The sequence below is a fragment of the Arcobacter iocasae genome, assembly GCF_042214795.1.
Lineage (GTDB): Bacteria > Campylobacterota > Campylobacteria > Campylobacterales > Arcobacteraceae > Arcobacter > Arcobacter iocasae.
On record NZ_CP090177.1, the window covers coordinates 662,940 to 689,497 of the forward strand.

Here is a 26,558-nt window from a genome sequence, read left to right on the forward strand (position 1 = left end):
TATTATTTTGCGATTATATTATAAATTTCATAATTACTTCATAAAGTGACATGTTTAATAATTATTTTTAATAATTTTAATTGAAAATTTAATTTAATTTGTGATTAAATTCAGGAACTATCTCTTTTAATACTTCTATTTTATCTTCACTTATTAAAAGTTCATCAATCTTTTTATTCAATAAATTTATATCAAATAGTGTAGAACTTGCAACTGTGATTGACTCATAATCTGTATTCTTATCACTATCATTGATAAGTAATTCTTCGTATAACTTCTCACCAGGTCTTAACCCACAAAATTCTATTTGTACATTTTCTCTACCACTTAGTTCTATCATTTTTTTAGCCAAATCAACTATTTTTATAGGTTCACCCATATCGAGGATAAATATTTCTCCACCTTTGCCTATACTTGCAGCTTGTAGTACAAGTTCACAGGCCTCAGGGATGAGCATAAAATACCTAGTAATATCAGGATGAGTTACAGTAATAGGACCACCTGCTTCAATTTGCGATTTAAACTTAGGAATAACACTTCCACTACTTCCTAAAACATTTCCAAATCTAACAGCTACTATTTCTGTACTTTTTGAATCTACATTTTGGGCATAAAGTTCACAAATACGCTTTGTAGTTCCCATAATATTTGTAGGTCGAACAGCTTTATCTGTAGAAATTAATACAAATTTTTCAACCTCATATTTTATAGATAAATCTATGCAATTTTTGGTCCCTATAATATTATTTGATATCCCTTCTAAAATATTACTTTCTACTAAAGGCACATGTTTATAAGCCGCTGCATGGATCACTATTTGGGGTTTGTATTTTTTAAATGTATTTTCAATAAATCCAAAGTTTCTAACAGTTTGCATAACTGGAACAACAATATTTGAATTTAACTCTTCAGTTATTTGATAAAGATTAAATTCACTATGGTCTAATAAGATTAACTGTTTTGCACCAAATTTTTTACACTGTCTAGATATTTCACTACCTATACTTCCTCCCGCCCCAGTAATTAATACTACTTTATCTTTTATAAAATTTTCTATTTTGTCTTTATCTAAATCTTTAGGATGTCGGGCTAATAAATCTTCAACAGAGATATCTTTTAATTGTCTTGAATAATCTTTATCTTGCAATATATCACCAAGAGAGGGAAGTATTTTTATTGTTTTAAAATATGGACTTAATTCATTATAAATAAGTTTTATTCTGCTTTTACTTGCACTTGGCATTGCTATTACTAAAAGTTCATATTTTTGCTTTTGAATTATATTCTTTAACTTCAATTTAGAAAGTATTTGTATACCATCAATACTTCTTTTTTGAAGTTTTTTTGAATCATCAACAAAATATTTTATCAGGTATTGGCTGTTTCTATATTCTTCACCTAACTTTGTTCCAGCTTTTCCAGCACCGTAAATAACAATTCTTTTATCTTTTACTACTTTACATTTATTTATAAAATAGTTATAAGAATACATTAAAAAATTTATACAAAATAGATATAAAAAAAGCTCACTAGCAAGAAGTGCAAACCTAACATCACCATAGTACATAGGCAAGTAAACAATAAAAGCAGCAAGATAAACCATACTTTTAATTAAAAATGTTCTTTGTGTGGCTTTACTCCAAGATAATGAATAATCTTTGTAAATCAAAAATGAAGCAATAATTCTTATACATATAACACCTATAATAATATTTATCTGTGCCTTTTGATGAAATATAAAAAAAGTCCAATAAAATGTAATAAAACTTAAACCTATAATTACTAAAATATTTAAAACTCTTTTATCTAAAGTAAACATTATTCAAAAGCCTTTTTTTTATCTACCAAATATATACTAGCATACAAAAGAATAAGAGATATAATAAATGCTAAAAAAATATTTGAAACATAGTATACAATAACAAATAATAAGATATTGATAAAAATAGATGCTATTACTACTTTACTATGACTCCAGCCACTTTGAGTAAGTCTTTGATAAGCGTGTTTTTTATGTGCTTGGCTTAGCTTTTCACCATTTTTCTTTCTTCTATAAAGTGTCAAAGTAGCATCAAACCAAAAAACTCCAAATAAAATAATCCAAATCCAGAAGTTTGTACTCTCTTCATTTGCATAATAAATAGTAAATATCGCAATATTATAACCCAAAAGTGTACTTCCCACATCACCCATAAATATCTTAGCCTTATGCCAGTTCCAAATTAAAAAACCAAGCACAGCAACAGCTAAAACTAAAAAGTGATTCTCTTCAAATAAAATAAATCCAGCAAGGGATAAAAACAAGGCTTCACTTCCTGCATAGCCATCAATACCATCTAAAAAATTATAAAGATTTATAAACCAAATAATCATAAAAAAAGCAAAGATATTAGTAAAAATTTGATTGTCTATTGAAAACAAACCAAAATCAAGACTTCCAAGACCACCTAAAATATATAGTCCAAATAAAGAAACAAGTGATTGAGCAATAAGTCTTAATTTTGCACTTAGTTCAAATAAATCATCAAAAAAACTAACTACAGAGATGATAACACCAACTAAGAGTGCATAAAAAAGTGTTTGGTCAATCTGTTTTGTAAAATATAAATAAATCAAACCAATAAACCAAGTAATTGCAATAGCAATACCTCCTCCATGAGGGGTAGGCGTAGTATGAGAACTTCTATCATTTACATGAGCAACAAGAGACTTTTTGATAGCATAGTTCTTTATCAAATATGTTAAAAAAAGAGAGACTACTACTAAAACTAAATAAATCAAATATTCTCTCCTTTAATCATATACTTTATTCCCTCTTCCACACTATATGGATTTTTAAGATTTAGCTTTTCTTTTGTTATTGTATTATCAATTTCTAAACTTCCATAAAGTCTTTTGTAAAATGATGGTTTTAATAATTTTAATAAACTTTCAAAAAATGGTATTTTTATTAGGCAAATTTTTTTATCTAAATTTTTAGCGATAAGTTCAATAAGCCTGGTAGTACTTAAAGGTTCATCATCACTAGCTAAAAATATTCCACTTTTTTGTTGTTTTATTACCTCATCTACTAAATGACAAAGATTTCCTATATAAACCATACTTCGTTTATTTTCTATTTTTCCAAAAGGTAATACTGGCACTTTATTTGTTAGATTTACAAGTGATTTAATATTTGCTTTTACACCATATCCATATACTATGGGAGTTCGGATAATACTTACTTTAAAGTTTTCATCTTCTAACTTTCTAAGCTCAAGTTCTGCTGTAAATTTACTTTTACCATATTCGTCTTTTGGACTACAAATAGTATTCTCAGTATATTTGCGAGTAGTTTCTTCTCCATAAACTTTCACTGTACTCATAAATACAAACTGTTTTATACCCGATTCTTTTGCTTTTTGTGCAATATTCAAAGTCTGAGTTACATTTACTCTTTTATACTCACTAGCACTTGAACCACCCATTTGATGCACCAATGCCGATAGATGAAAGACTATATCTATTCCATTACAATCTAAACTATTTATATCATCTTTTAAAAAGCTAAAAGTTTTTATATTGTATTTATTTTTATATTTGTTTATAAAATAGTTTCCTATGAAACCTGAAGAACCTGTGATTAATAGTTCTTTCATATTTTACCTTCATATATTTCAAAATGTTTTTCCACTACTTTTTTAATATCAAACTCTTTTTCAGCTAATTTTCTTCCTGCTTTTCCCATACTATTTCTTAAGTTTTCATCTATTATCAGTTTTTCAATCATTTGAGCCAGTGATTCAGAATTTTTTACTTTACATAAAAGTCCTGTAATATCAGGTACAATAGCATCACTACAACCAGGTACATCTGTAGTGACTACTGCTCTACCACAAGCAGCTGCTTCTATAAGAACTTTTGGTAATCCTTCTCTATAAGAAGGAAGAACTACAATATTTGAATCTGAAAATGCACTTGCAATATTACTACTAAATCCATATACATTTACAAATCCACTTTTTTTTATCATTTTGATATCTTCATTAGTTAAACTTGCTGGATTATAAATATCTATATCTCCATATAATTCAAATTCTATATTTGGGAATCTTTGTTTTAAAACTTTTACAGCTTCAATATATTCAAAAACACCTTTATCTTTTAAAAGTCTACAAGCCATAGAAACTTTAATATTTTGATTGTTTTCTTTTATCCATTTATATTGATTCAAATCTACACCAGAACCTCTTATTAAAGTAGTTGGTACTTTAACTATAGAGATTACAACAACTTTATCACTAGAATTTTGAACTATTACATGAGAATTCTTCCCAGCAAGTGAAAATCTATACATAATTTTTACCAATGTTCTTACTAGAGTTGCGTTAAATCCTTGTTTTATGAAAATAAATCCAAGCCCAGAGATAGAAAAAATTTTTTTGTTTATGTTTAAAAATCTAGAAGCTATTCCACCATAAAGTACTGGCTTAATAGTCACAAAATGAGCGACATTAGGACTTATTTCTTTTAATACTTTATATATTTCAAGAAAAGCCTTTATCTCTCCTGTTATTCCTATACCACTTCGTGAAATATCGAGAGGATGTACTTTTAAGCCTAAACTTTCTAAATATTTTTTTTTATCAGTTATAGCACAAGATATATGCACTTCATAACCTTTTTTAAGTGCCTCCAAAGCTAAAGGTAATCTATGTGATATAAAAAACCAATCAACATTTACTACAAATAATATTTTTTTAATCAAGCCACTTTTCCTTCCACATCTGATACATCAAAATAAACCATATAGTTGTACCTATTTCAGCCCCTTCAAAAAATTTATTTTTTATACTATTTATCTCATCTTTGTCAAAAATATTTTGATCTAACTTTTCTTCATCTAAATATTTTAAAACTAAAGGTTTTAATTCATCTCGTAACCATTCATTTAGTGGTATTTGAAATCCTGATTTTGGTTTGTCCACTAATTCTTTGGGAATATATTTATATAAAACTTGTCTTAATAAATATTTACCTTGATTGTTTTTATATTTTTTATTAAGTGGTACTCTTGCCATATACTCTATGATACGATGATCTAGCAATGGTTCTCTACCTTCTAGACTTACACTCATAGTAGCTCGATCTACTTTTGTAAGGACATCATCATTCATAAAAATCTTATAATCAACTGCCATCATTTGATCTAAAAACTTTGTATTATCTACTTTATTCCACTTTATAAAAAGCTCATTATCTCTTTTTATTTTTAAGAATCTTACTATCTCATCTTTATCTACATAGCTACTTGCATTTTCAAACATCTCCTCAAGGCTATCACTATTTATAGCTCTTTTAAATTTAATATACTTATCTTTGATATTTGTTTGTTTTAAATTCTTTGGTAATTTATCATTGACAAATTCTATTGTATCTGCACTTAAGAAATTTAATCCAGTTTTTAAAACTCCTCTTTTAAAACTATTTGAAAATATATTTTGGAATTTATTAAGAAAAAAGTATTTACTATACCCACAAAAAGCCTCATCACCTCCATCTGCACTTAGTGCAACTGTCACACTTTGTCGTGCTAACTTTGATACTATCATAGTAGGTAGTGCTGAACTATCACCAAAAGGCTCATCATAATAAAAAGGTAAACTTTCTACTAAATCTAACATATCTCTGTTCTTCATATAATATTCAGTATGATTTGTACCTAAGTATTCTGCTATCGTTTTAGCATGTTTTGCTTCATTGTACTTTTCATCATCAAAACCAATAGTAAAAGTATTTATTTTTTTACCTTGTTTCTTAGCCAAGATTGAAGCCACAAGTGAACTGTCATATCCACCACTTAAAAAAACTCCAACAGGTACATCTGAGACCATTCTTAAATCTATTGAATCATCTAAAATATTTTCAATATTCTCTAATATTTGATTTTCACTTTTATCAAATTTTTCTTTTAAATAAAAATCATTCACATCCCAATATTTTATAATATCAAATTTTAAAGTTTTAATATCATATTCTAAATAATGTCCAGCTTCTAGCTTATAACAGTTTTGAAATATAGTATAAGGGGCAGAGATATAGCCAAATTGAAAAAAATAAGGAAGTACTTCTAAGTTTTGCTCTTTTTTAAACTCTGGATGCTTGTGAAAGGATTTTATCTCAGATGAAAACATAAACTGATTTTCACCTACATAATAAAAAAGAGGCTTTACCCCAGCTCTATCTCGCACTAAAAAAAGTTTATTTTGTACTTTATCTAAAACAGAAAAAGCAAACATTCCTATAAATTTATCAATACACTTTATACCCCATTGTTTATAACTATAAAGTATAACTTCTGTATCACTATTAGATATAAATTTATAATCTAATTTTTTAAGTTCTTCTTTTATATTTTTAAAATTATAAACTTCTCCATTAAATACTATCACATAGTTTTCACAACCACTTACAAAAGGCTGATGACCATGAGAACTTAAATCCTGAATTGATAATCTATTATGTCCAAAATGCACACCACTACTTTCATCAAAATAAGTTCCATTATCATCAGGACCTCGATATGATTGAATTTTCAACATATCATTTATAATATATTCTTTTTTGCATTTATCTATAAAGCCTGCTATTCCACACATAGTGAACTCTTTTTAATTAATTGTTTTTTTTGATATATAAAATAAAAAGAATAAATAATATATATTCCAATAAATGGAAATTTATACCTTACTGCTGTTCCACTGTTATAACTCACCAAGCCATAGATAAGCAATGCTAAAAACAAAAGTACATTTAAAAACTTTATTTCTTGCATTTTCCATAGTTTATATTTGAAGTTCTCTTTTAATATATACAGTATCAAAATAAAAATTACACAGTTTTCCGAGAACTGTAGTAATTGTAAAATACCAAATTCTTCCCATGGCAGAGGACGAAACAACTGCATCATAATACTTGGTATGATTGATAAAAGTAAATCAAAATATGAAGATATAGGGATATATGGTTCATGGACACTTAACAAGTTCTCATTATAAAAAGCTAAACGATAATAGTTTAATTTTTCAATAGTGAAAAAATCTAAAAGAAAAAGAATAGGTGCAAAGGCAATAATAAAAAATATAAAATTATACTTATTATTCTTAGGTGAAAGTAAAATCGATGTAATTAATGCTACTACATAAATAAGTAGATTCTGAAATTTAATAAATTGTAATAAAAATATACTACCAAAACCTACCAAACCTTTCTTTACAATTAAAATGTAATATGTAGCAAAAAACATTATTGTAAATATAAGCATATCTCTTAATGCTAAGGATGAATATAATAGTAAACTGGGATACAATAAATAAAAATATACTATAAATCGTGAAGATAAAAATCTTTTTTTATATAAAAATAAAAAAATAAAAAGATAGAGTATGTAATTTATCATTCCTATAGAATAAAGTGAATCAATAAAAGGAATAGGGAATAATCCAAAAATAAGTCCTGAGATATAAACTGTTTTACCATTAGCAAAGTTACTTTCATTTAAAAAGTCAAACATACGAATATTTTGAGTAACTTCAAAATAATTAAATTGATCTGGCATTAAACTTGAATCAATTAGAAATCCATTAAATAGAAAAATACTAAATAAATGTAATAAAAGTATTATTTGATATAAATTAGAAATGTGATAATATTTATTTAATACTAGTACTATTGTCAAAATATATATTATATTTACAGCATCAAGCATCTAAAATCTCTTCAAATTGACTTAATATCAAAGTTACATCAAAATAGCTTGCTCGGTGCTTAGCTTTAATTTTATATTGGTATCTAATTTTTTCATCATTTACAATCATATTCATTGCTTTTATCAATTTCTCTACATTTCTTATAGGCGTTAAGATACCATACTGAGATAATTCAATATCATCTTTTAACTGAAATTCTACGTCACTATCGGGTGCTAATATTTCTCTTGGACCACTTAAGCAATCTGTACTTATTACTGGCAATCCACAGGCTAAAGCTTCTAAAAGAACATTTGGGAAGCCTTCATAATTTGAAGTAAATACAAAACAATCTGCTTGAGAGAGATATGTATATGGATTTGATTGTCGATCCAAAAGTACAACCTTATTTTCTAAACTATTCTCTTTTATTTGATATTCTAGTTCACTTCTTAGTTTTCCATCACCTATAATGTAAAGATTTGCATTTACTTCTTTCATTGCTTCTACCATAAGTTTGTGATTTTTCTGAGCTTCTATTCTACCGATTGTTACAAAAGAAAATTTTTCATTCCTAAACTCAACAAATTGATTTTGAAGTAAATTTACTTTTGATAAATTTATAGGATTATTTATAACTACAATTTTATCTATTTCTATACCAAAGTTTTGTTCTAAGTCTTTTTGTATACCAATAGCATTTGGAATTATCTTATCTGCTTTTGGATATAGAAACTTTATGAGCCATCTTGATATCTTATCTTTTACTCCATGTGTTTTATACTCTTGCGATGGTGCAATTCTTTCACTTATAATAACTTTAGTCTTCATCCCCATTAATTTAGCCAATATATTTACATAATTTGGTCTATTCATAAAAGATAAAGACACATCACTAATATTTAATTTTTTGTACTTTAATGCTAATATTGGTAACTTTACAAGCTTTTTTATACCACTCTCTTTGGAATCTGAATTTTCAAGATAAACTATCTTTATCTCTTGTGGTATCTCATAAAAAATAGTATTATTCATCAAATAAAGAGTTATATTATATTTGCATTTTAATTCATTCAATAAAGTTGACACTACCCTTTCAGCACCACCACTAGCTAATGAATAAATTAAAATAGAGAGTTTTTTCCTACTCATCTTAAGCTCATTATATTCCAAAGAACATATTCAAAATTTTTACCTTTTTGATGCTCATTAAATATTTTTATTAAATATTTTTTATTAAATCTATCATCTAAGTTTTCTATTTTAGAATAAACTATATCTTTTAATTCATTTCTAAACCAATATTTAAGTGGTACGGAAAAACCTCTTTTAGGGCGTTCAATTAATCTTCTTGGAATCTGTTTATAAAGAATTTCTTTTAATATAGATTTAGAACCATGTTGAAGCCTAATATGACTAGGTAAGCTATATGCAAATTCTATAACTCTGTGATCTAAGATAGGAACTCTTGCTTCAAGACCATATGCCATTGTAGATCTATCCACTTTTGTAAGAATATCATCAGATAAGTATCTATTAAAATCTAATCGACTCAAACTATCTATAATATCTTTTCCATCAAATTGATAATCCATAATATCTAATAAATTTAATTCACTTTTTCCAAAGGAATCTTCTAGAAAACCACTATCAAATAAATTAGAAAGTTCCCAAGGTTTAGTAGAACAATACAAAAGTGCATAAATATTTTGTACATTAAGATGTTTAAGGGGATAACTCATTTTTTGTAATTTATCATAAGGTGAATATTTCCCAATATTAGAGAATAAAGTTCTTACTAATTGTGATATCTTTGAAAGTTTATTATGATAGTTTTGTGCAAAAAAGTACCTTTCATAGCCTAAAAAAAGTTCATCACCACCATCGCCACTGAGAGCTACAGTTACATGTTTTTTTGTCATCTCACTTAGTATCATCATTGGTAAACTTGAAGCATCACCAAAAGGCTCATCAAAATGATATTTTAATTTATCTATCAAATTTATTACATCACTTACTTTAAACTTATATTCAAAATGTTCACTATGTATATAATTTGCTACTTCTTTTGCATAAATAGACTCATCATACTTTTTGTCTTCAAATCCAATAGAAAATGTTTTAATTTTCTGATTTGATTCTTGCTGCATAATTACGCTAACAAGACTACTGTCAATTCCACCACTTAAAAAACTTCCAACTTCAACATCTGATAACAGTCTATATTTAACTGAGCTTCGTATAAGTCTTTCTGTTTCTTCAACTGCTTCTTCATAAGGAATATCTAATTTAGTGTTTGGTAAATTCCAATATCTTTTTATATTTACACTATTTCCATCAAATACTAAATAATGTGCAGATTTTAATTTATAAATATCTTTATAGTAACTATTCTCACTTGGAATATAACCAAAGCTCATAAATTGAATCAATGCTTTATTACTTTTGTTTTGTTTTAAATGACTTGAAATACCTTTTAATTCACTAGAAAATGCAAATTCATCATTTTGAAAAGTCCAATAAACTGGTTTGATTCCAACTCTATCACGAATCAAAAAAAGTTTTTGTTCTATTTTATCAAAAAGTGCAATTGAAAACATTCCAATAAAATATTCCAGTGCATTTTTAATTCCAAATTCTGTAAATGCCCAAAGTAATGTCTCAGTATCACTAGTAGTTTTAAATTTTTTAAAATTTAATTTTTTTCTTATCTCAAAATGATTATAAACTTCTCCATTAAAAACTATTACATACCTATTATTTTCCATTGGTTGATTTGCATGAGTTGCTAAATCTTGAATTGATAAACGATTATGGCCTAAAAATAATTTTTTTTCATTAAATCTATATTCTTTTACTGTAGAATTATCTGGACCACGATGTGACATTAGAAAATTTTGCTTTACTATGTGTTCATATGATAAATTTGTATTATAATAGCCTAAAATACTACACACTAAATTTCACCTCTCAAAAGTTTAATTATTTTTACTATAAATTCATCTTTTAATAAAATCAATATTACTATATAACTTACCACAAATACAACTAATTTAAAAATGAATTGTTCTAATATTAAACTAGATAAATAACATAGATAAGATCCTATTAATATCTTAATTAAATAAACAATTAACTCAAAATAGTTTATGTTTATATTCTCTTTATATTTTAAAAATATTATATTCAAAAAAAGCACTATAGTAGTTGAAAAGAGTGTAGCAATAGCTATTCCATAAACTTTATAAGACTCTATTAAATAAGTATTTAATAAAAAATTTAAAGTGACTCCAAAAAAAGACAAAAATATCACATATCCATATTTATTTACAGACTGATATAAACTTTGAAATAGAGAATTTATTAGTCCTAAAAAAATAAGTGGAGAAAATATTGCAACCAATTTACTAGTAACTTCTATAGCTTTACTATCAAATGCACCGTATCCATATATAAGTTTAATTAAGCCATAAGAATAGACTATTAAAAAGATTATAATAGGAATAGACAATGTAATATATAACTTAATAGCCTTAGTAATTAATTTATTATTATTAGTTTTTTCAGATAACTTAGTTAAATAAACATTCGCAAAATCAAAAATAAAACCTATTCCAGAAGTAATAATTAATGCATATGTTAGTGATATAACCATTCCATTTTCAAGTAATGAAGCAAAACTTTTATCTACTACTCTAATTAATTGTAACACTAAAAACCACAATGATAATTTTAATGTATTAATATAAATAACTTTTAATTCTTTTTGCCATAAACTTCCATAAAAAGCTATTATTCTAACCTTTTTTGCATAATATATTAAATAAAATATCCCAATAATATACCCTACAGAAAGTGATACTGGAATAATATTTACATCTGTTTTAGGAATCACTATTAAATATACAAAAGAAATAAAAGAAACTATAAATTCAGCATAATTAGATACAGAGAATAAGTTAAGTGCTCTAAAAAAAGATATTAAAGCAAAAAAAGGTAAATAAACAGCACTCATAAAGATAAAGTAATAAAATATTCCCTTAGAGCTATTTATTTTTTCTAAATCAAAACCAGGTGCTAAAATAGAAATTATATCTTGAAAAAATATATATTCTAAAGGAACAATAATTATTGTTAAAAATAATGCAAATGCAAATATTGAACCACTAAGTTTTTTAAACTTTGTAAGAGATGTTTCTTTTGCCTTAACTAATAGGGGAATTCCTACAACAGTAAAAACATGTCCAAATACAAACAAACTAATGTCTAAAACTGTTAAAGCCATAGAATAAGCATCCATTTGTGAACTTATTCCAAAAGAAAAAGCAAAAATTAAATATTTAAGATACCCCAAACTTTTAGAAAATATCTGAAATGTAAAAGTGTTTATTATATTAGATGTTAAATTTTGGGAGAACATCTTTATATTTTATTCTCTTCATTGTATTTCTCAATTCTAATAATATGCTCTTTTATTGCATCTAAACAATTCTTAACATTTCCTTTTTCCATCACTACTTCTTTTCTAAGAGGGTCATCTATAATAGTACTATATGATATATTATATATTTTTGCAAGTTCTTCAATTTTTTCTTCTTCAGTAGTTGGAATATGATTAAAAATAATATCATTTAAATAAAGTCTAAAATTTTTGTAACTATCATAGTTATGTACAAGATGAGAAAAGAATGTTGAACCAAACATCAAAGCAGGTTTATCTTTTAAATAACATTCTAAAGCTATTGTACCAGTTACAGTACATATTAATGCTGCTCTATCTACTAATTTATTGGTATTAACTTCTGACGAGACTAAAATTATTCCTGCTTTTTTTCTAATTTTTCTATACCAAGATGTTTTTCTTATTCCTAACATCATAGGATGCTCTTTTACAATTATATAAAAAGAACTTGGCATGTTTAATCTTACTAAATCTATAGCCTTTTCCTGTTCTGTAAAGTATTGCTCTAATGTATTTATAGAAGATTCAGGAGTAACTTGTAATGCAAATAAAATAAAATTATTAGGTAGTTTATTTATATCCTTATCATCAAATATATCGAAATATTTTTTCTGATATGAAAACATAAATTTTCTATATATCTCTAAAATTGGGACAATATTAGTTCTCATTTTTTGAAAAAAATTATCTTCACCAAAATAATTTTTTTCTAATCCCAACTTGTATTTGAAAGATGTAATAGCTCTCTTAAATACATTAGATACAACTATTTTTTTACTTTCATAGTCTGTCCATGTTTTTAATAAATTTGAACTATTTATTCTTTTCATTTTGAAATCAGTCAAAAAATTTTTTGCTAATTTAACATCATTATTTGTAAATTTACCATAATATTTAGGGAGATTTTCTATAACTGTAGAAGAAAAAAATGATTTTCCTAAGTATCTAGTATGAACATAATATATTGGTTCAATATTTAATTCATAACATAAATTTATCAAAATATTACCATCAACTGTTTCAATATCAGGGAATAACATATAATCTATCTTTTTTTCTAACAAATATTTCTTGTAAATTGAATATATGTTTTTTACTAATATTAATTGTTTATCTTTATCTATATTTCTATACCCATCTTTATCAGACTCTAAAATTTTATATATATTATTAAATTGAAAATTAATATTTGTATCATCATTTAAAGAATACGATTGATTAAATTTTTCATATAGATAAAGAATATTTTTTTTATCTAAAATATCATCAAATAGTTTTTTTTGTTGATGACGTTGTACTATTGCATAAAACTCGAAATCTTCAATTCCTTCTAATACTAACTCTTTAAAAAAATAAGAAGTATTTGAAAAGCAATAAATACCTATTTTTTTCATTAGTCCATCATCCACTTAAAATTCAATTTAGATTTTTTAATCATATTACGATAAGTACCTTCATCAAAAGTATTAGATTTATTTCCAAGTTCAATTAAATCAATATTACAATTCAATACATTATCAATAGAAATAGAAGGTAAATCTAATTCTAGTGATAAAGATGACATCTTAAGTTCATGATCAATTATTAGAATTTTCTTTTGCAAAATATATCCTATAATTGCGAGGTGATATCTCATTGTTATTATAAAATCAACTTCCTTTACACTATTTATTGAATTAAAATTATTAATTAATTTATACTCCATATTAATACCATTATCCACAAGATATTCAAAAATAGCATTATCTCTTTGACCTATTTCTTCCTGAAAAGCTATATATATATATTTATATTTATTTTCATGTCTTTTTAAATTTTTTAGTATTTTATTCTTAAAATCAGCATCTTTCTTTAAATCAAATTCATATGTATTAAAATAATCAATTAAACATAATCCTAAGGTAGTTTTTTCATTTTTATTATCTTCTTTAGAATTTTCTGAAATTTCAATCAATTCTTTTGTTAAAAATACAATGTCAGAACTTAAAACAGATTTTTGTGGTATTATATATTTTAAATAAGAGTAACTTATACCATCTCTTACTGCAACAAAATTAGCTAACTTAAATATATTCTTAACAAGAAATAATGTCATTGGAGAAGCGAGGATATCTAAACTAACTCCAAATATAATAATTTTTTTATTTAATAACTTTGAATAAATAGTAAATAACAACAAAATAAAAATTGATTTATTAAATTTTCCTTTATCCAAAAATAAACCACCTGCACCTATTAAAAAGACATCACTTCTTTTAATGTACTTACATGTTTCCTTAAAATAGTTAAAAATATTAAAAATTTTTGAACCATTTTTCTGTAATATTTGCTCTAAATTTGTAAATAGGATATTCTTATAATTCTTTAATAAATTAACTTCTTTATTATTTCTAATAAAAAAATACGACTTATTATCTATTAGAGATATTTCATCAATAATTGTCTTTAATAACAAATCATCTCCAAAATTCTCAAATCCGTAATAACCATATAAAAAATACTTCATATAGTTCCTATTCTATGTCTTACATTTCGTTCAACATATTCATTCATTATATCATTATCTTTATATTCATTATTTGTTGAAAAAGGATATTGATGAAAACAAACACACTCAGAAGGACAAGCAAACTTTTCTTTTTTTAATAATTTTTCTATTTCATGAGGTTTTTTAATTAAATTCACAACATTTTTATTATCACAGGGGGGAATCCACGCATATCCACTAGGAAGTAATTGTAAACCAAACATAGGATAAGAACATAATTTCCCAACATTATTTTTCTTTAAACTATTGTTAAAATCAATTGGTGCCTTAATACTTTTTATTACTTCTATATTTTTTTCAGAATAACCTTTAAGAGAAAAATGTGCTGGATTTATATTCAAAAAATAACCTTTATCTTTAAATAAGATAATTTCTTGATTTATACTTTCAATATCTGAATTAAATACAACTCTATTTACCATTAAAACTTTTCCATTATCATCTATTTTTTTTAAATTAGACAGTAACTGATTAACATCAATTTGAGAAGGATGATAAGATACATTGTATGAAATATATTTTTTTATCTCATCATCAAAAATAGGGATAACAGATCCATTAGTATCAATTCTTATGTTTAATTTTTTAAACATTTTACTTAATTCTAAAATTATTTTATTCAATTTTTTATACAGTACCAATGGCTCACCACCAGTAAATGACAGATATAATTCATCTTTAGTTTCACTAATGGTCTTAAATAATTTAATCCATTCTTCAATTTTATAATTTTTAAATGAATCAGCATAGTTAAATATTCCCATTTCTTTCGCTACATAAAATGCATATTTTTGAAATTTGTTTTTTGGAAGCTTAGGTCCTCTATTTTTAAACATATATGCATTCTTTGCTAAATTATCACGAAAAAAACAATAATTACAACTAAAGTTGCATTGATAAGTAATTACCCATTCAACATACAAAAATTTATTTTTATCTAACATTTTTCTTCCTCCAATAAAGCATCAATAAAAAACTTTATACCCCAATTTGGGATAGAATAGCCCATATATTTCCCATAAAAGGGTATACTCCCCATTATGCCACCAGATAAATTTTTATTACTTGAGACAATTTGTTTTAATTTAACAAAATCTAAAGTCTTGTCTCCATCAATTTTATAATTGACATTATTATTAACATTAAAAATTTTATAACATATCCCTACCCATTGAGCCAATCCTGTCATACAATATTCTTTATTGCTTATATTGTAGTTTTCGTCATATTGAGAGTAAAGAATTCCATCTCTTATTGATATTTCTAGTAATTTATTAGAAAACTTTAATATAGATTTAAAGATTCTATCCTCTTGCGTTAACTCATAAGCATCAAATAAACCTTCCAAAATATATATCATTGTATGTAAATAAGGATCATGATTTGAGAACGAGGAATACTTAAAAAATCCATTTTTTAACTGCATTTTCATAGTCCATTCTATATTTTTCATACCCTTTTCAATAATATTTTTATCATTCAATAGATAGCCACTTTTTATTACTGCTGCTCCAACCCTAGAGTAATATGTATGAGGAATATTGTTATATGAGTACTTTGTAAAACTTCCATCTTCATTCTGGACGGAAAGTAACCAGTTCAAGGATAATAATAAATTATCTTTTATTTTAAATTCCGAATAGAATTGATATAAATAATTAAAACCAATAAGGATTTGGCCTACATCAAAGATTTGTTTTTTACCATTTAAATCATTAAAACTTCCATCTGCATTTTGTATTTTTTTTAACCATTTTACTGCTAATTCAACACTATTATAAATTTCAATTTTATTGTTTTTCCTATAAACATCTAAAAGGCTAGGTATAATATACCCTGTAGTTTCAGGGTAAGCATCTTGCCAACTATGTACAAAATTATATGAATGCGCATAACCTATACTACCAACTTCTTTTTGTGAGTTTAATAGCCATGTTACTGCATTATTAATATGCACATCATTTTCTCTTATTGAATTTCCTGAAACTACATATTTAAGAAAAATTTTACTATTTAATATTGTTTTTAAATACTTATTCATCTATTTTTTCACAAAATAACTAATTCTATTTGGCATACGGTGTAACTTAGCTATTACGTTACCTATATCTGCCTTCTTTAACATCTTTTCAAATTTTATTTCTGAAATTGTTTTTGATTTTCCCATTGTAAATATATTTTTTACAATAACACCAACTTTTGTATACAAAGAAGTGGGGATAGATATATTAAATACAGCAACTCCTTCATCTTTTAATAATGAACTAACTTTAATTAAAGTAGTAATATTATGAGGAAGATAATGTCCATATACTCCAAGACTAACAATATCAAATTTTAAAGAACTATTATAATCATCAAACAAACAACACTCATAATCAATTCTTTTAATATCAAATTCTTTAGATAATTTTTTAGCTTCGTTTAGCATATTTTTACTTCCATCTAGACAAACTAAATGCTCACAGTTTTTTATATATTTGTAATATCCAGCAGTGCCACAACCTACATCTAAAATGCTATAATTTGGTATTAAAATGTCTATAGCAAATTCTTTCATATATTCAAAGTTATATGTAAAATCTCTTTTATTATGACTATTTGCATAGTTTATTGCATAGTCAGAAGAACAATCAAGTCCTAAATTTACGGCATCACCATCTATTTTACTCACTAATAATTCCCTTTAATTTAATTATATTTTCTTTTATATCATATTTTTTAATTTTATCTATATTTATATTATTATTTTGGGAAAAGTTGCTATTGACAATATTTATAAGTTCTTTTACTATCCCCTCTATTTCAAAAGTATTATAACAATTATATCCTAAATCTTTAATAATCCTAGATGTAGTTCCTTCTGGTGAAATGCCTAATATTGATTTACAACTTCCTATATAATCTGCTAATTTAGAAGGAAAAAAAATGCTAGTATTTTTAGATGGAGCATCTATTACTAAAAGATAATCAGCACTACTCATTAACATTAAACTTTCCATATAACTAACAGGTTCAATCACTGATACATTTTTTAATTTATATTCGGAAAGCATTATTTTTGCTTTTTTACCACCACCCACAAATTCTACACAGAATCTATCTAAATATTCTTCATCTATATTTTTTATTGCTTCAAGTAATGCTTTAGGTGTTCTTTTACCATAAAAACTCCCTATGTATCTTAAAATGATTTTTTCATTTACTAAATTATTATCTTTAAACATATTTCTATCGAAAGAATGGTTTATATAATCAATTTTTTTAATTAAATCAGGATATTTATTTTTATAGAAGTCACATGTTTCAATTGAAGTAAAAACTAATTTATCAGCTTTTTCAAAAGACTTTTTTTCTAAATCAGTATTTACATTTATCATATATGATTTAAAATGAGCGTGAGGATTATCTATCCAGGGATCACTGTTGTGTGCAATCCATTTACAATTAAAATAATCTTTTAGTTTCATACCTAGTATATTTGTACTTAAAGGATATGAAAAAGTTAAAATAACATCAAAACTATCTCTTTTATGTTTTGAGATTATAGTATTAAAAGCTCTATTCATCCATGAAACAAATGAATCTGGTCTTTGATAAATAAAAGACAAAAGCCTATTTTTTACATAGTTAACATACATGTTAAAATTATTCTCAACTTTTATTACATTTATACCATCAAATATATTTGGATATAGTTCATTATCTACATTTGAATTTTCATTTGCAGTTAAAACTGTAATATCTAATTCTGGATATTCTTTTAAGTAATTTAAAAATCTTCCTATCTGAATAGATTGAGGATAAAGTAATGGTGGCAAATAATAACTAATAAATAAAATTCTCATAAAATTTCTTCCAAAATTTTTGTAATTTTTTCACTAGTAGTCCCATCTCCATATGGATTTATCAAATTTTTGTATTTATTATATTCACAACTATTTTCTACTAATTTAATAACTTCTTGTTCAATATTTTTAGTCCCAACAAGCTTAACTGTCCCTGCATCTAGGGCTTCAGGTCTTTCAGTATTATCTCTCATAACAAGAACTGGTTTACCTAAACTAGGAGCTTCTTCTTGTATGCCACCACTATCTGTAAGTATTAAGTAACATTTGCTCATTATATAAACAAAATCTCTATAGTCTAATGGTTCAATTAAATAAATGTTATCAACATTATTCAGTAAATCATATACAGGTTTCTGAACGTTTGGATTTAAGTGAACAGGATATATAAAATCAATATCTTTGTATTTTATTGCTAAGTTCTTGATTGAGATGCAAATATCTAAAAAACCTTCACCAAAATTTTCTCTTCTATGCCCTGTAATTAAAATAAATTTTCTATTACAAAAATTGTAATTAATATTATTTAAAATCTCTTTTTCTAAATAATTGACTTTTATATTATTTATAGTTAAAAATAAAGTATCAATCACACTATTTCCAACAATAAAAATATTTTTTTCATTAATATTTTCTTTTTGTAAATTTTCTTTTGCAATGATAGTAGGAGCAAAGTGATATTTGGCAATTTTAGATGTCAATTGTCTATTTATTTCTTCAGGAAAAGGTGAATACCTATTATATGTTCTCAACCCCGCTTCTATATGTGCTACATCTATTTGTTTATAGAAGGCAGATAAAGATGATATAAAAGATGTTGTTGTATCACCATGAACACAAACTAAATCAGGTTTGACATTTTCTAATACTTCTGATACTTTTAAAAGTAATCTAGAAGTAAGAAGTTCTAATGTTTGATTTTGTTGCATAATATCTAAGTCAAAATCAGGTTTTACACTAAAAAATGACATTACACTATCAAGCATTTCTCTATGTTGAGCTGTTAGACAGATTTTTACATCAAAAGAATTATTATCTTTTAATTGCTTATATATAGGTATCATTTTAATCGCTTCAGGTCTTGTCCCAAATATAAATAATATTTTTTTAAATTTCATACTTATCCAAACGCTCATTAATAATTTTTTTCATGTACTCTTTATCTCTAAACCACTCACCTCTAAAAAAAGGGAATATATCTGCCCCAAATCCAGATTTAAATCTACTAATACCTTGCATTTTATTATCTGCCACTTCTTGTGATACATTCGGATACCAATTCCAACCTATTTCATAATGAGTAAAATCATTTGATTTGAGATATTTTATAATCTCCCATTGAGCAAGATGTCCAATTCCTCTCTCTTTTTCATATTCTGGTAATGTAGCACCACTATGGTAATATGCTTTACTTTTATAAACATTTACTATTTGTGCCGAGATAATTTTATCTTTGATTGTTGTCAATGCTAATATAGAGTAATTATTAAGAATCCAATTATACATATTTCCCCAAGTTTCATCTGGTCTAGTTTGTCTACCTGATGCCTTAAAATGGATATCTTTATAAATCATAAAAAGTTCTTTTGTTATATTCTCAGAATTATATACTTTTGTAGAGGCTCCATTTTTTATTGCAACTTTTATGTCACTTTTCGTACCCTTCCTAAAATTTCTGAATAAAACATCCTCTTCTTTATCTAATTTAAGAATATTAGAACTTATTGTTGTATCTTGAAATTTATACTTAATAAGTGGATTAACTATTATTTTTGTATTTAATATATTATCAATTAGGGGAGATATCCCAAATGTCATATAATCAATTTTTTCACTTTCCGAAATTTCAAAAATCTTTTGAAATACAAGCTTTTCTATTTTATCTCTATTATTTTTTGATAAATTACTTGAAAAAGCTGGATAAAGAGTAGGTATTCCAGCCATATTAAATTCATTTTTTTCTTTTTCAAAAAAAATATATTCTTTTATCAAAGGTGCGAATGCAACAATTTCATTATTTTCTATAATAGCAAAAGATAAATTTTTACTACCTTCTTTTCTCATATTTAATGTATATTCAATCCAATTAGTTGAATGTTGAAACCAAATATCTAAAGATTGATTAAAAAAATATTCCAACTTATTCTTATCTATATTGTCAAATTCAATAATTTCTATTGACATCTACTTCTTCCACCCTTGCCCAAAATAGTATTTATCATTTTTTTTCTTTACATCAGGATTAGAATTTAAAATTTCTATTATTTCATCAAGATGTCCAAATGACTCTCTTTTTTTCAATTCTCTAAAAATAAAAGAAACTACTTCAAAATCTTCTGGATAATCAACAGTAATTCTATAATCCGAATAATTTTTTTCATTAAATAATTGTGTCTTACTATATTCTTTATTTTGCCAAAACTGAAATGTAACATGTTCTCTAAAATGAAAATCTTTAATTTCTTTATATGCTTTTGATAATGATTCCATACTAAAAACTTCTGTATCTGTACCATCAGGAAAAGTATTTGTCTCAAGGGGAACTGTATTTCCACAATAATCTACATTATCCTCTTTAAATTTATCTATTACTTTATCTATTATTAGTGGATCAACTAAAGGACAATCTGCCGTTAATCGTACAATAATATCAGCTTTATAATATTTTGCACACTCATAATAACGACTTAAAACATCATTTTCACTACCTCTAAAGCATTCTATCCCATAATCATTACAAAAGTTTTCTATAACATCATCTTGTTTCAAAATACTAGTAGCAATAACCACTTTATCTATTCTTTTTGAGGCTAAGACTCTATCTAATTGATATTCCATTAATATTTTATTATCAATCTTCTTCATTACTTTACCGGGAAGTCTTGAACTTCCCATTCTTGATTGTATAATTGCAATTATCATTTATAAACCCTTATTTTATTTTCTATATATAAGCGACATCATATTTCCATAAAATGCAGGAGATACAAAATTAATCTTATTATTTTTGCGCTTCATTTTTATAGCTTCTGCAACTTTTAAAATATCATCTTCAATATTAGAATAAGGGGTCTCTTCATATAAAAACTTCCTATTCAATTCTTTCATGTCAAATTTATTTAAATAATTTTTAAAATGATTTGGATTAAAGTGCATTAAATGTTCTTCGGGAGTATGTTGATTCCATTTTTCTTTAAAAAGTTCACAACTAACTGCATCTGAATTAGGTGTACTAGTTATATACAATAAACCATCTTTATTTAACAATTCATATGCCTTTTCTAAATACTTTTTAGGATATGGAATATGCTCTATAACTCCTCGAAAGACGATTAAATCAAATTTTTCTTTTATATTTAATTCATTAAATACACCTTCATATATTTTATATTTATTCTTTGCTTCTCTTGCAGCTTCTTCACCAAATTCTACTCCAAAACATTCATGACCATCTTTAGAAAACTCATCTAAAAAAAATCCTCCACTACATCCAACATCAAGCACTTTTAATAATTTTTTGTGAAAGTAATCTTTTACATAATTATATTCAATAATATACATTTCTTTTCTAAGAAGATTCAAAGATAAATCTTCTTGGTGTATTTCAGAAAAATAATTAGAATAATAATTTATTAATCCTTTAGAATTTAATCTATTCTTTACAAATATTAAAGAGCAACTTTTACATTTTACTGTAACAAAACCTCTAAGAGGATCTCCCCACTTCTCATTCTCACACGATTCACACCAAGGACAACTATCTAAATTTTCTGTGTTTTCCATATTAATCTCCTAAACTAAATATAAATTCATTTTCTAATTTTAAAATATTTTCTTTATCATGATCTTCTAAGTTATCCTTAAATGTACCATCACCATTTGCAACTCCAATTACATATGATGGAGTAATTATATTATCAACAACAATATCTCCACTAGAACCAAAATAACCACCAGCAACTATAGAACAATATTCTAAATTTCTTTTACCATAAGAATTTTTGAATATATCATTCAATCTCAAAACTTCATAAATATAACCTTCTAAAGCTGCTGATACATCAGTACGCCATATTTCTATATTGTTTTTTTGAGAAAAAGTTATTGCTTCTTTTGTAAGATTATTTTTGCCTAAATCTATTATTATACAATCTTTTTTTACACTCTTAATTATGTCTTTTGTTATTATAGGAACCCCATCTGTTGATCCTATAAGTATATCAGATTGAAAAGAAGTTTGTAGAATATCTTCATGATAATGAATACGTGCTATCGTATTTTTAGATTTTATAAAATTAAGTCCTCTTTCGATACTATAACCCTTTAAAGAGTCTCTTCTATATATATGGACATTAGCACCACTTTCTACTAATTTTAATGCCAATTTAGAACCTATATTTCCAGAACCTAAAATAGATATTTTTTTTTCACTTAAGAGTAATAATCTTAGACTTATAAATAACCATGCAGCATTGACCGTTAAATCATTTGGCTTAAATTCAAAGACCTTACTTTTCTTTATGTTTAAAAAACAATATTTTGAAAAATTACTAGTATCAATTTTATCAATAGTATTTATTGACATTGATTCTTCAATATAATTTTTATTATTGCTAACATGTTTTAATGGAATTTTTTTCTCACTATCAACTAAAATAAAATCAACTTCCCCATCAATATTTTTAATTAATAAAGACAGAATATTTACATCAAAAATCACACATCCACACACAGAGAAATCATTGTTTTTCCGAATTGGCGTTAAATAAGGGAGTAATTCTTGTTTTGTAGTTGTAGAAATAGTAAAAACAGTTTTTATATTATAACTTTTCATTATTTTAATATTTTTGTTAACTTTATCTAAAAAATTATCCATTTACACTCTTTTTACTACTAATTAAATCCCATGTAATGGGAGTATCTTTTTTTACATCTTTTGTAAAATATTGTCCCAATACAATATTTTCATATTTTGAATAAATACCATATGCAGGGCCTTTATATATAATATCATCTTCAGTAATTTGCTCTCCTGCTTTAATATCTCTATTAGCATACATGGTTTTTCTAAACCTAATAATTGTTGACATCTCATCTGGAGAAGATTGTTTAATACCATCGCCCAATGCTTCTTCTATTAGCCTTATTTTTAGAACCATATCTTTTAATTCACTAGGAATAAGGGATAAGATATGATCTGGTCCTTCCATTCTCTTATCAACTGTAAAATGCTTTTCTATAACATTAGCTCCTCTAGCAACGGCAGCTAAACTTACTGTATCTCCAATAACATGATCAGAAAGTCCTACAGGAAGTCCACCAAATGCTTGTCTCATAGTATCTATTGCTTTGATATTCATACTCTCAGGAGGACAAGGGTAAGATGAAGTGCATTGAAGTAATATTACATTTTTATTTCCAGTTGATGCTACTACCTGTAATGCATCTTCAACTTCTGATAAATTTGACATACCAGTCGAGATAATAATTGGTTTTTGAGTAGCTGCAACTTTTTTTATCAATGGCAAATTTACTAAATCAAATGAAGCTATTTTATAACAATCAACATTTAATATCTCAAGCTCATCAACACTTTCTAAATCAAATGGTGCAGAAAATATTATGGTTCTATCTTTTGCATAGTCAAATAATTCTTTTGTTTGATCTATTGATAGTTCATTTTTCTTAAACATCTCAAAATCAGTTTCTTCTGTTCCAAGTATTTTTTCCACATATCTTGACGTTTTCCCATTTTTAGCAACCCTATGTTTACTTTTAAAACTTTGTAGTTTAACTGCATTTGCACCATTTTCAATGGCCAAATCAATTAATTCTTTCGCTAAAGTTAGGTCACCATTATGATTTAACCCAATTTCAGCTATTATAAAAGTACTTTCACCCTCTCCAATGTTAAATCCAGAAATATTAACTTTTTTCTTAAATGAAAGGCGGGGGATAGTTTTATCAATTTTATTAATGCTAAAAGTTTTATTTGTCAATACTTCTACTAAGTCAATAGCTTTACCAAATAGTACTTGTAAATCTGAATATGCATATTCAGCTAAACTACCTATAGTATACATATTTCCTATTGAGTCAATAGTTGCCTTTGTAGAAGCCAATTCATTTTGATAACCCACAAAAAACATAGGATAGACTTCTGGTAACTTTATCAATTTTGCATCTAAAATATTAGATTCTACATCTGTTAAACCAAGTTGTAAAAACTGTTTTTTTACATCATTGATAAGTTTCTTCTCATCCATCATATCATATTTATCACCTACACTATATGTTATTTCACAACACATAATAGTTTTATTTAAATTAGGATTTTTAACAAATGAATTTTGATCTGATACTCTATTAAAATATATTTCTTTATCATCAATATAAATAAAATCTATACCTTTAGGCAAGATATCAATATGATTTAGTTCTAAAAATACTAAAACAACTCCCCTGTACTTTAAATTTGTTGGTTTGTTAATAAATTTACTAGTTACAGTATACGATGTTGTATTTATGACTACATCACTATTTTTAATATTAATTACTCTTTTATCTGTTTCAATAGTAGAAATTCTTGAATTATTTAAATGTAGTTTTTTTATATTTTCATTTGTGCTTATAATTTTTTCAAATTTAAGTATTTTATTTTTTAAACTATTAATAATAGTTCCACTACCTTCATTTCCAACAGCTGCCCATTGTCCCCAATAAAAAGGAGTAGCTTTTTCTCTGATTTGTATTCGCTTTGGTGCCCAATTTGCATCTAATTCTGTTGTAGGAATTCCCCACAATTTTTCAGGATATCTTATGAAAAACATCTCTTGTAAAGTTTTTCCTGCAAGTGCTTGTATATATTCATAATAATTCTTTGCATTAATAGTATCACTTTGATTACAATGCTCAAGTTCTTTGTAAATAATTGTTTTAATATCAGTGGGTAAACTATCTACAAATTCTTTAGAAATTGGATAATCAAAATATTGACCATCTCTTAAATTTTTACTCCAATGTTCTCTTTGATAAAATAACCCTTTAAATTCACTTTCCCAATATTCTTCTATGTCCTTATCTGGTGTATGATAAATATGTGGTCCCAAATCAACTTCTCGATCTTTCCAAAAAAATGTTTTAGCAAGACCACCTACATTTGCATCTTTTTCTATAATTTCAACTTTTTGACCTTTTTTTAGAAGCTCATAAGCTAAAGTTAATCCTGTAACTCCTCCGCCTAAAATGTAGTATTTTTTTACCATGCTACAAAACCACCATCTACTGTAATATTTTGTCCATTTAAATACATATTTTCTTCTGAAATTAAAAATTTTAATGCTGATTGTAAATCATCTGGAGTTCCCATACGATTCATTGGATTTTTACTAACATAGTTATTTATAAATTCTTGAGATTGATTATTAAAAATTCCACCGGGAGAAATACAATTTGTTTGAATGCCATATTTACCAAAATGAGTAGCCATATATTTAGTCATATGAATAATTCCAGCTTTTGTAGCTGAATAAACTTCTGAATTATTTCTACCACTATCACCATATATTCTTTCATCACTACTAACTTGTCCGTATATAGAGCCTATATTAATAATTTTACCAAATTTTTGGTTTTTCATAATCTTTATGGCACTTTGAGACATTAAAAAAGTCCCCAAAAGGTTCACATTCATAACTTGCATAAATTCTTTTGCTGTTCTTTCCTCAAAAGGTGTAAAAACACCAATTCCCGCATTATTAATTAATATATCTACTCTCTTTATAGATTTATGAAAATCATGAACTTCTTTTTCATTTGTAATATCTAATTTTACAAATTTAATTTTATCTGAGTATTCAATATCATCAACGTTTATATCAATTGCATAAACAAAATAATCAAGATTCACTAAAGTTTTTAAATAAGCATGGCCTAATTGACCATTTGCACCAGTAAGTATTGCTATTTTCATA

The 26,558-nt window shown here is 25.5% G+C and carries 22 protein-coding genes; all 22 read right to left on the minus strand.

The window, feature by feature from the left end; translation table 11 throughout:
• Nucleotides 1-88: 88 nt before the first annotated feature.
• On the minus strand, nucleotides 89-1,819 hold the full coding sequence (locus tag LXN10_RS03360; protein ID WP_375724529.1) for a polysaccharide biosynthesis protein: 1,731 nt from the start codon (nucleotides 1,817-1,819) through the stop codon (nucleotides 89-91).
• A complete protein-coding gene (locus LXN10_RS03365) occupies nucleotides 1,819-2,781 on the minus strand; it encodes an MraY family glycosyltransferase (protein ID WP_375724530.1) in 963 nt (320 codons plus the stop codon). Before LXN10_RS03365 ends, LXN10_RS03360 begins: the two co-directional genes overlap by 1 nt.
• Nucleotides 2,778-3,638, minus strand: coding sequence for an NAD-dependent epimerase/dehydratase family protein (locus tag LXN10_RS03370; protein ID WP_375724531.1), 861 nt, complete (start codon nucleotides 3,636-3,638; stop codon nucleotides 2,778-2,780). The genes LXN10_RS03365 and LXN10_RS03370 overlap by 4 nt, the downstream gene beginning before the upstream one ends.
• Nucleotides 3,635-4,747, minus strand: a complete 1,113-nt coding sequence (locus LXN10_RS03375) for a glycosyltransferase family 4 protein (RefSeq protein WP_375724532.1) — start codon at nucleotides 4,745-4,747, stop codon at nucleotides 3,635-3,637. Before LXN10_RS03375 ends, LXN10_RS03370 begins: the two co-directional genes overlap by 4 nt.
• Nucleotides 4,740-6,638, minus strand: coding sequence for an asparagine synthase (glutamine-hydrolyzing) (asnB, locus tag LXN10_RS03380; RefSeq protein WP_375724533.1), 1,899 nt, complete (start codon nucleotides 6,636-6,638; stop codon nucleotides 4,740-4,742). The genes LXN10_RS03375 and asnB (LXN10_RS03380) overlap by 8 nt, the downstream gene beginning before the upstream one ends.
• Entirely contained in the window at nucleotides 6,626-7,747 is a 1,122-nt protein-coding gene (locus tag LXN10_RS03385; RefSeq protein ID WP_375724534.1) for a hypothetical protein, read from the minus strand. Before LXN10_RS03385 ends, asnB (LXN10_RS03380) begins: the two co-directional genes overlap by 13 nt.
• Nucleotides 7,740-8,879 (minus strand): glycosyltransferase, encoded by a 1,140-nt coding sequence (locus LXN10_RS03390; protein WP_375724535.1) that lies wholly within the window; start codon nucleotides 8,877-8,879, stop codon nucleotides 7,740-7,742. Before LXN10_RS03390 ends, LXN10_RS03385 begins: the two co-directional genes overlap by 8 nt.
• Nucleotides 8,876-10,684 carry an asparagine synthase (glutamine-hydrolyzing) gene (gene asnB, locus LXN10_RS03395; RefSeq protein ID WP_375724536.1) on the minus strand — a complete coding sequence of 603 codons (1,809 nt, stop codon included), beginning with the start codon at nucleotides 10,682-10,684 and terminating at the stop codon, nucleotides 8,876-8,878. The genes LXN10_RS03390 and asnB (LXN10_RS03395) overlap by 4 nt, the downstream gene beginning before the upstream one ends.
• Complete coding sequence (locus tag LXN10_RS03400) at nucleotides 10,684-12,012, minus strand: lipid II flippase MurJ (protein WP_375724537.1); 1,329 nt, start codon at nucleotides 12,010-12,012, stop codon at nucleotides 10,684-10,686. The genes asnB (LXN10_RS03395) and LXN10_RS03400 overlap by 1 nt, the downstream gene beginning before the upstream one ends.
• Before the next feature lie 137 nt (nucleotides 12,013-12,149).
• Nucleotides 12,150-13,583 (minus strand): capsular polysaccharide export protein, LipB/KpsS family, encoded by a 1,434-nt coding sequence (locus LXN10_RS03405; RefSeq protein WP_375724538.1) that lies wholly within the window; start codon nucleotides 13,581-13,583, stop codon nucleotides 12,150-12,152.
• Nucleotides 13,583-14,695: a polysaccharide pyruvyl transferase family protein gene (locus LXN10_RS03410; protein ID WP_375724539.1), complete on the minus strand. Its 1,113-nt coding sequence runs from the start codon at nucleotides 14,693-14,695 to the stop codon at nucleotides 13,583-13,585. The genes LXN10_RS03405 and LXN10_RS03410 overlap by 1 nt, the downstream gene beginning before the upstream one ends.
• Nucleotides 14,692-15,681, minus strand: coding sequence for a radical SAM protein (locus LXN10_RS03415; protein ID WP_375724540.1), 990 nt, complete (start codon nucleotides 15,679-15,681; stop codon nucleotides 14,692-14,694). The genes LXN10_RS03410 and LXN10_RS03415 overlap by 4 nt, the downstream gene beginning before the upstream one ends.
• Entirely contained in the window at nucleotides 15,675-16,778 is a 1,104-nt protein-coding gene (locus LXN10_RS03420) for a prenyltransferase/squalene oxidase repeat-containing protein (RefSeq protein ID WP_375724541.1), read from the minus strand. Before LXN10_RS03420 ends, LXN10_RS03415 begins: the two co-directional genes overlap by 7 nt.
• Nucleotides 16,779-17,411, minus strand: a complete 633-nt coding sequence (locus tag LXN10_RS03425) for a class I SAM-dependent methyltransferase (RefSeq protein ID WP_375724542.1) — start codon at nucleotides 17,409-17,411, stop codon at nucleotides 16,779-16,781.
• Nucleotides 17,404-18,585, minus strand: coding sequence for a hypothetical protein (locus LXN10_RS03430; protein WP_375724543.1), 1,182 nt, complete (start codon nucleotides 18,583-18,585; stop codon nucleotides 17,404-17,406). The genes LXN10_RS03425 and LXN10_RS03430 overlap by 8 nt, the downstream gene beginning before the upstream one ends.
• Nucleotides 18,582-19,703: a non-hydrolyzing UDP-N-acetylglucosamine 2-epimerase gene (wecB, locus tag LXN10_RS03435; RefSeq protein WP_375724544.1), complete on the minus strand. Its 1,122-nt coding sequence runs from the start codon at nucleotides 19,701-19,703 to the stop codon at nucleotides 18,582-18,584. The genes LXN10_RS03430 and wecB overlap by 4 nt, the downstream gene beginning before the upstream one ends.
• Nucleotides 19,693-20,769 (minus strand): GNAT family N-acetyltransferase, encoded by a 1,077-nt coding sequence (locus LXN10_RS03440; protein ID WP_375724545.1) that lies wholly within the window; start codon nucleotides 20,767-20,769, stop codon nucleotides 19,693-19,695. The genes wecB and LXN10_RS03440 overlap by 11 nt, the downstream gene beginning before the upstream one ends.
• Complete coding sequence (locus LXN10_RS03445) at nucleotides 20,770-21,507, minus strand: cytidylyltransferase domain-containing protein (protein WP_375724546.1); 738 nt, start codon at nucleotides 21,505-21,507, stop codon at nucleotides 20,770-20,772.
• Nucleotides 21,508-21,522: 15 nt separating this feature from the next.
• A complete protein-coding gene (locus LXN10_RS03450; protein ID WP_375724547.1) occupies nucleotides 21,523-22,368 on the minus strand; it encodes a class I SAM-dependent methyltransferase in 846 nt (281 codons plus the stop codon).
• A gap of 1 nt (nucleotide 22,369) precedes the next feature.
• Complete coding sequence (locus tag LXN10_RS03455; protein ID WP_375724548.1) at nucleotides 22,370-23,461, minus strand: hypothetical protein; 1,092 nt, start codon at nucleotides 23,459-23,461, stop codon at nucleotides 22,370-22,372.
• Entirely contained in the window at nucleotides 23,454-25,850 is a 2,397-nt protein-coding gene (locus LXN10_RS03460) for an N-acetylneuraminate synthase family protein (RefSeq protein WP_375724549.1), read from the minus strand. The genes LXN10_RS03455 and LXN10_RS03460 overlap by 8 nt, the downstream gene beginning before the upstream one ends.
• A complete protein-coding gene (locus tag LXN10_RS03465; RefSeq protein WP_375724550.1) occupies nucleotides 25,844-26,557 on the minus strand; it encodes an SDR family oxidoreductase in 714 nt (237 codons plus the stop codon). Before LXN10_RS03465 ends, LXN10_RS03460 begins: the two co-directional genes overlap by 7 nt.
• Nucleotide 26,558: the final 1 nt, after the last annotated feature.